General features: G+C 72.1%; 10 protein-coding genes and 2 pseudogenes. 8 read left to right on the top strand and 4 right to left on the bottom strand.

Annotation, left to right across the window (positions count from 1 at the left end; translation table 11 throughout):
- Positions 1 to 97: 97 nt before the first annotated feature.
- Positions 98 to 1,384: an MFS transporter gene (locus HDC93_RS17710; protein ID WP_185011872.1), complete on the top strand. Its 1,287-nt coding sequence runs from the start codon at positions 98 to 100 to the stop codon at positions 1,382 to 1,384.
- 2 nt (positions 1,385 to 1,386) lie between these two features.
- Complete coding sequence (locus HDC93_RS17705; protein WP_185011871.1) at positions 1,387 to 2,850, top strand: L-fucose/L-arabinose isomerase family protein; 1,464 nt, start codon at positions 1,387 to 1,389, stop codon at positions 2,848 to 2,850.
- A gap of 128 nt (positions 2,851 to 2,978) precedes the next feature.
- Here the strand turns inward: HDC93_RS17705 and HDC93_RS17700 are convergent.
- Both HDC93_RS17700 and HDC93_RS17695 read right to left on the bottom strand, forming a co-directional pair.
- Positions 2,979 to 3,634, bottom strand: a pseudogene (locus HDC93_RS17700) (response regulator).
- Positions 3,631 to 4,604: pseudogene (locus HDC93_RS17695) on the bottom strand (HAMP domain-containing sensor histidine kinase). Before HDC93_RS17695 ends, HDC93_RS17700 begins: the two co-directional pseudogenes overlap by 4 nt.
- Positions 4,605 to 4,938: 334 nt before the next feature.
- Between HDC93_RS17695 and HDC93_RS17690 the strand changes: the two are divergent.
- The 4 genes from HDC93_RS17690 to htpG all read left to right on the top strand — a co-directional run bounded on the left by HDC93_RS17690 (position 4,939) and on the right by htpG (position 9,407).
- Entirely contained in the window at positions 4,939 to 5,226 is a 288-nt protein-coding gene (locus tag HDC93_RS17690; protein ID WP_185011870.1) for a DUF3040 domain-containing protein, read from the top strand.
- A gap of 195 nt (positions 5,227 to 5,421) precedes the next feature.
- A complete protein-coding gene (locus tag HDC93_RS17685) occupies positions 5,422 to 6,249 on the top strand; it encodes a hypothetical protein (RefSeq protein ID WP_185011869.1) in 828 nt (275 codons plus the stop codon).
- 459 nt (positions 6,250 to 6,708) lie between these two features.
- Positions 6,709 to 7,422: a class F sortase gene (locus tag HDC93_RS17680; protein ID WP_185011868.1), complete on the top strand. Its 714-nt coding sequence runs from the start codon at positions 6,709 to 6,711 to the stop codon at positions 7,420 to 7,422.
- Positions 7,423 to 7,508: 86 nt separating this feature from the next.
- Positions 7,509 to 9,407 carry a molecular chaperone HtpG gene (gene htpG / locus HDC93_RS17675; protein WP_185011867.1) on the top strand — a complete coding sequence of 633 codons (1,899 nt, stop codon included), beginning with the start codon at positions 7,509 to 7,511 and terminating at the stop codon, positions 9,405 to 9,407.
- 12 nt (positions 9,408 to 9,419) lie between these two features.
- Here htpG and HDC93_RS17670 read toward each other — a convergent pair whose 3' ends face one another.
- Positions 9,420 to 9,671 (bottom strand): twin-arginine translocase TatA/TatE family subunit, encoded by a 252-nt coding sequence (locus HDC93_RS17670; RefSeq protein ID WP_185011866.1) that lies wholly within the window; start codon positions 9,669 to 9,671, stop codon positions 9,420 to 9,422.
- A 257-nt stretch (positions 9,672 to 9,928) separates the two neighbouring features.
- Between HDC93_RS17670 and HDC93_RS17665 the strand changes: the two genes are divergently transcribed.
- Positions 9,929 to 10,315, top strand: a complete 387-nt coding sequence (locus tag HDC93_RS17665) for a BlaI/MecI/CopY family transcriptional regulator (RefSeq protein WP_185011865.1) — start codon at positions 9,929 to 9,931, stop codon at positions 10,313 to 10,315.
- A gap of 6 nt (positions 10,316 to 10,321) precedes the next feature.
- Entirely contained in the window at positions 10,322 to 11,290 is a 969-nt protein-coding gene (locus tag HDC93_RS17660) for a M56 family metallopeptidase (RefSeq protein WP_185011864.1), read from the top strand.
- Between the two features lie 397 nt (positions 11,291 to 11,687).
- Here the strand turns inward: HDC93_RS17660 and HDC93_RS17655 are convergent, their stop codons facing one another.
- Positions 11,688 to 11,861 carry a hypothetical protein gene (locus HDC93_RS17655; protein ID WP_311774570.1) on the bottom strand — a complete coding sequence of 58 codons (174 nt, stop codon included), beginning with the start codon at positions 11,859 to 11,861 and terminating at the stop codon, positions 11,688 to 11,690.
- Positions 11,862 to 11,921: the final 60 nt, after the last annotated feature.

Below are 11,921 nucleotides of genomic sequence, written 5' to 3'. Positions count from 1 at the left end.
CCTGCCTGCGCGACACCTTGTTGCAACGTTTTTCTCGCCCTATATTCGCTGCGACCAGGCCCTGGAACCGCGATGTCACAGACGACGGAGTCGCATCATGGCCGGTACCCGCCCCATCCCCCCACCGCTCTGGAAGGCCGCCGCCCTGTCGGGCATGGCCTCCTACCTCGACGCCGGGCTGATCGTGAGCATCTCCGTCAACCTGGCCATCTACCGTGACAGTTACGACATGGGCGTGTGGATGGCCGGGGCGATCAGCGCGATCGTCACCGGCTGCATCGCCGTCGGATCCCTCGTCGGCGGACGGCTCGCCGACCTCTTCGGCCGCCGCCGCGTCTACAACTGGGACATCTTCTGCTTCGCGATCGGCGCCCTCGTCATCACCCTCGCGCCGGACGACATCACCCTGCTCGCCGGCGTCCTCGTCGCGGGGCTCGCGGCCGGCGCCGACCTGCCGACGTCACTGGCCGTGGTGTCGGACGCCGCGCCCGCCTGGGCCCGGGGGAGACTCGTGGCGTTCACGCAGGTCATGTGGATGCTGGGCATCGCCGTCGCCATCTTCCTCGGCTTCGTCCTGTCCACCACGGGCATGACCGGAGCCCGGCTCATCACCGCACAACTCGCCGTCGCCGCCCTGGTCACCTGGGCCCTGAGATCCCGGCTCAGACTGCCCGACGCGCTGTCGGAGCCGGACACCGCGACGGCGCCGGAGAGCGCCTTGCTGAAGAGCGTGTGGACCCGCGCCGCCCTGCTGCCGATGGCCGCGACCTTCGTCTTCTACGTGACCTGGGGCCTCGGGGCCAACACCTTCGGCCAGTTCGGCACCTATCTGCTCGTCACCGTCAGCGACGCCTCGCAGAGCCTCGCCACCGGGATCAACCTGGCCTTCATCCCCGTCGGCGTGCTGCTCACCTTCGCCTTCGTACGCGTCGCCGACAGCGCCTGGCGCGACCGGCTGTTCCACGTGGCCGCGGTGGTGCAGATCCTCGCCTTCGTCATCGCGTCCCTGACCGCCGGCGCACTCGTCGGCATGCTCGTCTTCTTCGTGCTCTACCAGCTCTCCCACCCCTTCGCCGGAGAGACCAACTACAAGGTGTGGTCGCAGCTCACGCTGCCCGCGGACACCCGCGCCACCACCCAGGGCCTGACCTACGCCCTGTCCCGCGGTGTCTTCGCCGTCGCGGCGTTCTTCACCCCGGCCCTGGCCGACCACAGCCCGTCCGTCCTGCTCTGGACGATCACCGCCTGCATGACCGCGGCGGCGCTCGCGGGCCTGTTCATCATCCGCGTCCTGGTCCCGCGGCCCGTGAGCCCCTCCCGGGACGCGGCGGACCTGCGCGTCCCCAGCACCTGGCCCGCCGGCCTCTCCGACAAGGAGCACTGACCATGGCAACGACCGCGGACCGCACGGCCGTACGGACCGCCGCCCTGCACGACCTGCTTCCCCCGGTCACCCGGCGCCGCACCCGCATCGGACTGGTCGCCGGGGGACTGGGCACGTACTGGCCCCAGTTCCCCGGTCTCCTCCCTCGGTTGCAGGAGTCGGCCGCCCATGTCGCCGACCGGTTCCGGGAGATGGACGCGGAGGTGACCGACGCCGGGTTCGTCTCCGACGCCCGGGAAGGCGCCCGCGCCGCCGAGGAGTTGCGCAGGGCCGACTGCGACCTGATCGTGCTGTTCCTCACCACGTACCTCACCTCCTCGATGGTGCTGCCGGTCGCACAGCGCTCGCACACCCCGGTTTTGGTCATCGACCTCCAGCCGTCGGAGAGGATGGACCACGCGACCTTCGGCACGGGGGACTGGCTGGCCTACTGCGCCCAGTGCTCCGTCCCCGAGGTGGGCAACGTCTTCCGCCGCGCAGGCATCCCCTTCCGGTCGGTGTCGGGCTGGCTGCACCAGGAGTCCGCCTGGCGGCGCATCGAGCAGTGGATCCGGGCCGCGCACATCCGGGCCGCGCTCCGGCACGCCCGGCACGGCCTCATGGGGCACGTCTACCCGGGCATGCTCGACGTGCAGACCGACCCGACGCTGCTCGCCACGACGTTCGGCTCGCACGTGGAGGTCCTGGAGTTCGACGACCTGCGGCACCGCGTGGAACAGGTGACGCAGGCAAAGACCCGGGAACGGATGGCGCTCGCCCGGCAGGTGTTCACCCTCGACGAGAGCGTGGTGGAGGAGGACTTCGCCTGGGGCGCGACCGTGTCCGTCGCCCTGGACCGGCTGGTCGCGGACTTCGGTCTCGACAGCCTCGCCTACTACCACCGCGGGCTCGACGGCGAACTGCACGAGCGGCTCGCCGCCGGCATGATCCTCGGCGCCTCCCTGCTGACCGCCCGGGGCGTGCCCGCGGCCGGCGAGTACGAACTGCGCACCTCCGTCGCCCAGTTGGCCTCCCAGAGCGTCGGCGCCGGAGGCTCCTTCACCGAGATCCAGGCCTTGAACTTCGAGGACGGCGTGGTGGAGATGGGTCACGACGGCCCCGCCCACCTCGCGCTCGGCGCCCGCGACCCGCTGCTGCGCGGCCTCGGCGTCTACCACGGCAAACGCGGCTGGGGCGTGAGCGTCGAGCTCGACGTCCGGCACGGCCCCGTCACCCTGCTCGGCCTCGGCCAGGACGCCGACGGCAGCCTGTCCTTCGTCACCTCCGAGGGCACCGTCGTACCGGGACCGCTACTGGAGATCGGCAACACCACCAGCCGGGTCGACTTCGGCCGCGACCCCGGCGAATGGGTCGACGCCTGGAGCGCCACGGGCGTCGGCCACCACTGGTCCCTCGCGGTGGGCCGTCACACGGCCGACTTCGCCGCGGCCGCGAGCCTGCTGGGCATCGACCACCGGCAGGTGTGACGGGCCGCACCTCGCCGAGGACGGGTGTCGTCGAGGAGGGGTGTCGTCCCCACCCGGATGTGGGTGCCGTCACCGATGGTGGCGCCACCGGCCGAACGGTAGCGGGCGGCGGCCGTCCCCCGGCGCGCTCAGGGTTCGATCAGCCCGACGCGGATGGCGTAGCGGGTCAGTTCCAGACGGTCCTTCAGGCGAGCTTCTCGAGCCCGTTCGCGCGGTGCCGCTCCACCGTCTTGGGGCTGGTGACCAGCAGGTCCGCGATCTGCTGCGAGGCGCGGCCCTCGGGGACCAGCTTGAGAATCTCCTCCTCGCGGTCGGTGAGGGGCCGGGAGGACCCCGTGCCGCCCTCCCGGACCCGGTCGAGGTGGTCGCGGATCAGCGCGTCGACGGCACCGGGATGCAGGAACGGCTTGCCCCGCATCGTGGCCCGGCACGCCTCGACCAGGTCGCGGTCCGCGACCGACTTGAGGACGTAGCCCGAGGCCCCGGCGCCGAGCGCCTGGAAGAAGTACTGCTCGGTGTCGTACATGGTCAGGATGAGGATCCGGGTCTCCGGGCAGGTCCGGGACGTCTCACGGGCGGCCTGGAGCCCCGTCAGACGCGGCAGGGCGATGCCGAGGACGGCCAGGTCGGGCCGGTGCTCCCGGGCCCGTGCGACGGCCTCGGCGCCGTCGTCCGCCTCGGCGACCACGGTGAGGCCGGGCTCGGCGTCCAGGACGAGCCGGACGCCGCGCCGCACCAGGGCGTGGTCGTCGGCGAGCAGGATGCGGGTGGGGGAGTCGGTCATGATCGGCCGCTCCGGCCGGGATCGTGTACGGGCGTGGGGACGGGGACGCTGAGACGGGCCTCGGTGCCTCCGCCCGGGCCGGGGACCGGGGAGAGACCGGCACCGACGAGCAGCGCACGCTCACACACACCCCGGATGCCGGCCCCCTCCGCCGCGCCGCCGGTCCCGTGCCCGTCGCCGCGGACACACGGCTCCACCCCCGTGCCGGTACGCCGCAGCACGATCTCGGCGTGCCGCGCCCGCGCGTGCCGGGCCACGTTGGTCAGCCCCTCCTGCGCGACCCCGTAGAGGACGAGTGCGGCCTCCCGGCCGAGCGGCGGCAGATCCGCGTCGAGCCGGTGGCGTACGGACAGACACGGCCCGCCGAAGTCGGTGGCGAGCGACTTGAGCGCACTGGCCAGGCCGAGTCCGTCCAGCACCCCGGGGCGCAGCCGGCGGGCGATCCGCCGGACCTCGTCCAGACCGGCCCGGGTCGTCTGCTGCACATGGCGCACCTCCTCCCGCAGCCCGGGCGGCGCCTGCCCGGCCACGCGCTCGAGTTCGAGCAGGACGGCGGTGAGGGTCTGGCCGACCTCGTCATGCAACTCCTGCGCAACACGGCGCCGCTCGGTCTCCTGGGCGGACAGCACCCGGGCGCCGCTGGCGGACCGCTCCTCCTCCAGTCGGTCGACCATGGTGCTGAAGGTCGTGATCAGCTCGGCGACCTCCCCCTGCCCGCCGACGGCCGGACGCTGCCCCGGACGCAGCAGGTCGATCGTCGTCATGGCCCGCGTCAGGCGATGGAGCGGGGCGAGACCGACCCGCAGCAGCAGCGCGTTCGCGACGAGCATCGCGGCGAGGCCCACCGTCAGCACCGCGCGGCCTCGGTGAGCGGAACCGGCGTGGACACGGTCACCGGGCTCAGCAGCAGCGCCGTGGCCGCGTTGAGCACGAGGGTGTTCAGCAGGAAGATCCGCCAGAACAAGGGCACCGCGTACCGCCTCCTCGAGACCGTCCCCACCCGGCGGGGACGTCGCCGGGCCCGGGCCGCCATCCGTGACAGCACCCATCCTCGGGCCGGACACACGCCTTTCGGACCGGCGTTCATGGGGGGCGGCCACCGGGAAGGATGAGGGTGGGGCCCGATGGTGGAAGCCGCTGGAGGGGGGAGAAGCTGAAGCCCTGGTGAGACAGCCGCGGCCGGGCGTACCGCCGCATCGGAGGTCTGTCTCCCTCCGCACCGCACAGGGCCCGACACCCCAGGACGTGTCAGGGCCCCGGCCGTGCCCTGCCTCGAAGCGCTCGGGTTCCGGGAAGGAGAAGCCGTGCCCCAGTCCGAAGACCGGCGTCTGGCCGATCTCGAAGCACGACTCGAGCGGGAGGATCCCCGTTTCACCCAGGCCATGAGAACCGGCCGTCCGGCCCGGCCCCGCGAGTACCGGCGGACCGGCGCATGGTGGGGGTTGGCACTCGGCGGCGTCGTGCTCGGCACCGGCATCGTCATGGCACAGGGGCTGCTCATCGCGGGCGGGCTCGTCCTCGTCGGCATGGCGGCGCAGCTGGCCGATCCGGACCCGGCCCGCATGACGCACCGGGGGTTCGGACGGCGCTGACGCGGGCGGCTTTTCGGGACCCTCGGGAGACGGTCGGACAGCGGTGGTGTGCCGCCGTCAGGGTGTCGTCTTAACCCGTGTGCACGCCCCGGATGGTGGGACGGCCCGGCTCGACTGACGGTGGTTCACGTCGAGGCCGGGTCTCGTGAGCTGGCGAGGCGTCAGCTGCCCGGCTCGCGACGAAAGGACTCACCGATGCGCTCTGCCCGCATGATGCTCGCGACGGCGACGGCCACGGCCGCCCTCGCGATCGCCGCACCCGCCGCCTACGCCGACGCGATGGGTGACGCGGACCACGACACCACTTCCTACAGCAAGGAGCACCACAAGGACGGCACGCACCACAAGCCCCACGGCGGCATGCACACGGGCGGCGGAGCGCTGTCCGCGGTGACCGCCGACGACTGGGACTCCTCCGAGAAGGACAAGGGCGACGAAGAGGGCAAGGAGCACGGCAAGGACGACGGGCAGGAAAAGAGCTGGGAGGGCAAGCACGACAAGCACGACAAGCCGCACGGCGGGATGCACACCGGCGGTGGGGCGCTGGCCTTCGTGAACTCGGACGACTGGGAGGGCAAGCACGACAAGCACGACAAGCACGACAAGCCGCACGGCGGGATGCACACCGGCGGTGGGGCGCTGGCCTTCGTGAACTCGGACGACTGGGAGGGCAAGCACGACAAGCACGACAAGCACGACAAGCCGCACGGCGGGATGCACACCGGCGGTGGGGCGCTGGCTTCCGTGAACTCGGACGACTGGGAGGGCTCCAAGTACGACCCCGACACGTACAAGGACGGCGAGGAAGACAGGGGCGGCAAGGAAGAGCGCGGCTCCGGCGGCAAGCACGACAAGGGCTCCTGGGAGGGCAAGCACGAGAAGCCGCGCGGCGGCATGCACACCGGTGGCGGCGGCCTGGCCTCCTCTCCGGGCGTGACCGCCGGCGGTCTGGCGGTGCTGGCGGTGGCCGGCACCGGCCTGTTCGTGCTGCGTCGCCAGCGGGCCTCGCAGGGCGCCGCGTGAGCGGTGCCTGACATAGCAGCCGTGGCCGCCGCACGTGCTCCTCGCGTCGCGGCGGCCCGGCCTGGGCCGTGTCCGCAACGTCCCGCCTGCCCCGCGACGCCTGGCGCGCGCCCCAAGCTCTCGACTGCGCTCGAGCAGGGGGTAGCCCCACTCGCTCGGGCGAACGACGGGGCTTCGCGGACGCGACTTAGGGGTCCTTTCACTATGCCCGTCCGGGTCGCGCGGCCTGGCACCGCACCTCGCCGCGTTGCCGAAAAGCCCTGGTAGCTCCGCTACGAGGGCTTCCCGGCGCCTTGCGACGCACGGCACCAGACCACGCGCCCTGATCGGACGCTCATAGTGAAAGGACCCCTTAGGGGGCTGGTGGCGGACCTCCGCGACACCGCGGAGGCCCGCCACCAGCCCCCTGGTCCTCCCGTGTGCCGTGCCCGTTGCCGTGCCTGAATGAGGTGGTCCCTGATGGCAGCCAGTCCCTCCCCACTTCCCGACCCCGGCCTCACCCCGGCGAAGCGACGGTTCCGCCGCGTCGTGACGGTGCTCTGGGTGGTGGCCGCCCTCGTCCTGACCGTGAGCCTGGTCGGCGGCCGCGGTGAGTCGCCGGACGCCGCCGGCCCGCCGCACGCGCCACCCGCCGTGGCCGCCGCCTCGACCGTCCCCGACCTCCCCGACACGCCGCCCTCTTCCGCGGCGCCCCGCCGGCCCGTCGCGTCCGGCCCCCATCTGCCGCGGTCCCGGCCGGTGCGTCTGCTCATCCCCAAGATCTCGGTCGACGCGCCCTTCACCGCCCTCGCCATCAACGATTCCGGGCAGCTGGAGCCGCCGCCGGCGGACGACACCAATCTGGTCGGCTGGTACGCCAAGGGCCACACGCCCGGGGAGGCCGGCACCGCGATCATCGCCGGGCACGTGGACACCGCGACCGCCCCGGCCGTGTTCGCCGGACTCAACGCGCTGAAGAAGGGCGACCGGTTCCAGGTGGCGCGGGCCGACGGCAGAAAGGCGACGTTCGCCGTCGACGCGACGGAGTCGTTCAAGAAGGACGCCTTCCCCAACGACCGCGTGTACGGCGACACGCCCACGGCCCAGGTCCGGCTCATCACCTGCTCCGGCTCCTACGACCGTCAGGCCCGGGACTACACCGAGAACCTGGTCGTCTTCGCCCATCTCGTCTGACTTCCGGGGCCCCGGCCTGACTTGGTGTTTTACAGTGACAGCCACCAGTTCAGGCGACTGTGGGACCTGTGAGGGATTCGCGAACCATGACGACCGAAACGTTTGAGTTCCAGGTAGAGGCACGTCAGCTGCTCCAGCTGATGATCCACTCGGTCTACTCGAACAAGGATGTCTTCCTGAGGGAGCTCGTCTCCAACGCCTCCGACGCGCTCGACAAGCTGCGTCTGGAGAAGCTGCGGGACGACTCCCTCGACGCCGACGTGTCGGACCTGCACATCGAGCTCGACGTCGACAAGGAGGCCCGCACCCTGACCGTGCGGGACAACGGCATCGGCATGTCGTACGACGAGGTCGGCAAGCTCATCGGCACCATCGCCAACTCGGGGACGGCCGCGTTCCTGGAGGAGCTGAAGGAGGCCAAGGACGCGGCCGGGGCCGAGGGGCTCATCGGCCGGTTCGGGGTCGGCTTCTACTCCGGCTTCATGGCGGCGGACGAGGTGACGCTGGTGACCCGGCGCGCCGGCGAGGGCCAGGGGACCCGCTGGACGTCGCGCGGCGAGGCGACGTACACGCTGGAGAGAGTCGACGACGCGCCGCAGGGCACGTCCGTGACGCTCCACCTCAAGCCCGCCGACCCTGAGAACCAGCTGCACGACTACACCTCCGAGTGGACGCTCCGGGAGATCGTCAAGCGCTACTCGGACTTCATCACCTGGCCGATCCGGATGGTCCCGGAGGCCCGCGACGGGCAGGACGCGCCCGGGCCCGAGACGCTGAACTCCATGAAGGCCCTGTGGGCGCGCTCACGCGACGAGGTGTCCGACGACGAGTACCACGAGCTGTACAAGCACATCAGCCACGACTGGCGCGAGCCCCTGGAGACGATCCGGCTCCAGGCCGAGGGCACCTTCGAGTACCAGGCCCTGCTCTTCGTCCCCTCGCACGCCCCGCACGACCTGTTCACGCGGGACTTCAGGCGCGGCGTCCAGCTGTACGTGAAGCGCGTGTTCATCATGGACGACTGCGAGGCGCTGCTGCCGCCCTACCTCCGCTTCGTCAAGGGCGTCGTCGACGCCCAGGACCTCTCGCTCAACGTCTCCCGCGAGATCCTCCAGCAGGACCGGCACATCCGGATGATGCAGCGCCGGCTGACCAAGAAGGTGCTCTCCACGGTCAAGGAGATCAAGACCAAGGACGCCGACCGCTACTCCACGTTCTGGCGCGAGTTCGGCACGGCCCTGAAGGAGGGCCTGGTCACCGACTCCGAGAACCGCGACGCCATCCTCGCCGTCTCCTCGTTCGCGACCACGCACTCCGCCGACGAGCCGACCACGCTCGCGCAGTACGTGGAGCGGATGAAGGACGGCCAGGACGACATCTGGTTCATCACCGGCGAGTCCCGGCAGAGCATCGAGAACTCCCCGCACATGGAGGCGTTCCGGGCCAAGGGCATCGAGGTCCTGCTGCTCACCGACGCCGTCGACGAGGTCTGGGTCGACGCCGTCGGCACGTACGAGGGCAAGAAGCTGCGGTCCGTCGCCAAGGGCGAGATCGATCTCGGCACCGAGGACGAGGAGAAGGCCGGCGAGGAGCGGGAGAAGCAGGCCGAGGAGTACGCCGGGCTGCTCGGCTGGATGCGGGAGCGGCTCGAGGAGGACATCAAGGAGGTCCGCCTCTCCACGCGGCTCACGGTCTCCCCGGCCTGCGTCGTCTCGGACGCGCACGACCTGACCCCGGCCCTGGAGAACATGTACCGGGCGATGGGCCAGGAAGTGCCGCGCACCAAGCGGATCCTGGAGCTCAACCCCGGCCACGCGCTGGTGAAGGGCCTGCACCAGGCGTACCAGGCGAGCGAGGACCGTACGGAGCTCGCCGAGTCCGCCGAACTGCTGCACACCCTGGCGGTGCTCGCCGAGGGCGGCCAGCCCAAGGACCCGGCACGCTTCGTCAGGCTCGTGGCGGACCGCCTGGAGCGCACGCTGTAGTCACGGGGACGGTCAGGGGTGGTCCGGGGCGCCCGCCGGCCGGGCGCCGGGCGGGGTGGTGCCGGTACCCGGCGGGACGACCTCGCCCTGGACCACCCGCGGCGCGGGGGCCGTCCCGGCCTCCTCGTCCTTCGCCGCGCGGGCCTCGGCCTTGAGGATGCGGGTCGCCTTGCCGGCCGAGCGGGTCAGCTCGGGGAGCTTCTTCATCCCGATGACGGCTATGACGACGATGAGAATGATCGCGAGCTCGCTCAGTCCGAACATGGTGTCCTGTCCTCTCTCGCCCGGGCCGGGCACGGCGTGAGCGTATCGGGCGGGGAGCACGGTGTGATCGCCGTCCCGGGATGCGGCCCCAGAAACTCCCACCAGGTACTCCTCGTGAGCGCTTGGCGCACGCGATGTGGATGACAGTGTGGATGCCTCTCTGAATTTACAGCAATGTAGAAGTAGGCGGGATCGGGCCGACGGATCTATACGATGTCCGCAAGGGCAACGCAGGGCGGCGAAAGCGAGGCAGGGCGGTGACGGATCCCGGGCAGCGTCCCCGGCGGGGGCAGGGTGAGCTGGAGGCGCTGGTGCTGTCGGCGCTGCGGGAGGCGGACGGCCCGGCCACGGCCGGCTGGGTGCAGGAGCGCCTCGGCGGTGGCCTCGCGTACACGACGGTGATCACGATCCTGACCCGGCTGCTGGGCAAGGGTGCGGTCTCCCGGGAGCGGGTCGGCCGGTCCTTCGCCTGGACACCGGACTCGGACCAGGCGGGCCTGGCCGCCCGGAAGATGCGCAAGGTGCTGGACGCCGAGAGCGACCGCGGTGCCGTGCTGGCCAGCTTCGTCACGGGCCTCGGCCCCGACGAGGAGCGGTTGCTGCGCGACCTGCTGGATCAGGCCCAGGGCGAAGGGGAAGACTGACGCCTCATGGGGGTCTTCGTCTTTCTGCCACTGATCCTTCCGCTCACGGCCTGGCCGGTCGCACGCCTCGCCGAACAACATCTGCATCCGCGGACCGCGACCCGGCTGCTGACGGTGCTGGCCGTCGTGCTGGCGCTGTGCAGCACGGTCTGCCTGGCGCTGGTGATGGTGGTCGGCACCGCCCAACTCCCCGGCAACCCGCTGCCGGACGGCTGGTCCGACCCCGAGGTGCGGGCGGCGGTGCCCTACGACGAGATCGTGGGAAAGGCCGCGATTCCCGCGTTGTGCGCGGTCGTGGCCGCCTGCGCCCGGACGATGCGCCGGCATCGGCGGGTACGCCGCCGGGCGCACCTGGCGCTGGCCGGGCTGCGGGGGACGGAGGTGGCGGTGCTGCCCGACGCCGTGCCCTACGCGTACGCGCTGCCGCCCGGGGGGCGCCGGGGCAGGGGCCTGGCCGGTCGCGGTGCTGGGCGCGGCCGGGTCGTGGTGACCACGGCCCTGCTGGACCGGCTCGGGCCGGCCGAGCGGCGGGCCCTGTTCGCCCACGAGCGGGCGCACCTCGACGCACGCCACGACCGGTTCCTGCTGGCTGTGCAACTGGCGGCCCGGGCCAACCCGTTCCTCAGGCCGCTGCGCACCGCCGTGGCGTACACGGCGGAGCGGTGGGCGGACGAGGAGGCGGCCCGGACGATCGGCAGTCGCCGCACGGTGGCGAGGGCGATCGGCACGGCCGCGCTCGTCTCGCGGGGCACCCCGCTGCCCACGCTCGCGGGACTCGCCGCTCCCGGCCCGGTGCCACGCCGGGTTGCGGCGCTGCTGGGCCCGGCCCCCGCCGTGCACGACTGGCCGCCGGTGTTCACGGCGGTCGGCCTGGCCGCGTGGGGCGCGGCGGCGGGAACCGCCGTCTCGGCGATGTCCTCCGCGAACGCGGCCGTGACGATGGTCCTCATCCTCCACGCGGCGACACCCCTCTGACCGGCGTGTGCGAGCGGTGGGCTCGGCCTGCCCGCGGTGCTGCAGGCGGGGCGCGCCTTCAGGGGCGCGGGGAACTGCGCGACAAGCCATAGCGACGCGGCACCCGGCAGGCAACGGGAGCCCCCACCCGGGAGCCGCCGGAGCCCTGCCTCAGCCCTCCTCTTCCCTGCGGGGCGCGCCTTCAGGGGCGCGGGGAACTGCGCGACAAGCCATAGCGACGCGGCACCCGGCAGGCAACGGGAGCCCCCACCCGGGAGCCGCCGGAGCCCTGCCTCAGCCCTCCTCTTCCCTGCGGGGCGCGCCTTCAGGGGCGCGGGGAACTGCGCGACAAGCCATAGCGACGCGGCACCCGGCAGACGACGGGAAGTCCCACTCCGGAAGCCGCCGGGGCCCGGCCTCAGCTCTCCTCTTCCTCCTCGTCGCCCTCGAAGAAGTCCCCGACCTCGTCGACGACTTCGCCCGCGACCATGCCGCCGACGACCCCGACCGCGAGTCCCGCCGTCCCCGCGGCGACGGCCGTGCCCATGCCTGGGCCCGAGCGGCGGCCTTCGTGGTGTCCGGCCTCGGACACGTGTCCTGAGCCGAACGAGGTGGGGGAGTCGCCGCTGATCCGGCTCGGTCAGGAGCCGTG

The organism is Streptomyces sp. AK010 (assembly GCF_014207295.1).
GTDB lineage: Bacteria > Actinomycetota > Actinomycetes > Streptomycetales > Streptomycetaceae > Streptomyces > Streptomyces massasporeus.
Note: the sequence above shows the minus strand (reverse complement) of the source record. Positions and strands in the feature narration are given on the sequence as shown.

Bases quoted from the DNA above. Each gene is read 5' to 3' on its own strand.
- HDC93_RS17710 (WP_185011872.1), top strand. From the start codon at position 98: ATGGCCGGTACCCGCCCCATCCCCCCACCGCTCTGGAAGGCCGCCGCC.
- HDC93_RS17705 (WP_185011871.1), top strand. From the start codon at position 1,387: ATGGCAACGACCGCGGACCGCACGGCCGTACGGACCGCCGCCCTGCAC.
- HDC93_RS17685 (WP_185011869.1), top strand. From the start codon at position 5,422: ATGCGCTCTGCCCGCATGATGCTCGCGACGGCGACGGCCACGGCCGCC.
- HDC93_RS17680 (WP_185011868.1), top strand. From the start codon at position 6,709: ATGGCAGCCAGTCCCTCCCCACTTCCCGACCCCGGCCTCACCCCGGCG.
- htpG (WP_185011867.1), top strand. From the start codon at position 7,509: ATGACGACCGAAACGTTTGAGTTCCAGGTAGAGGCACGTCAGCTGCTC.
- HDC93_RS17670 (WP_185011866.1), bottom strand. From the start codon at position 9,671: ATGTTCGGACTGAGCGAGCTCGCGATCATTCTCATCGTCGTCATAGCC.
- HDC93_RS17660 (WP_185011864.1), top strand. From the start codon at position 10,322: ATGGGGGTCTTCGTCTTTCTGCCACTGATCCTTCCGCTCACGGCCTGG.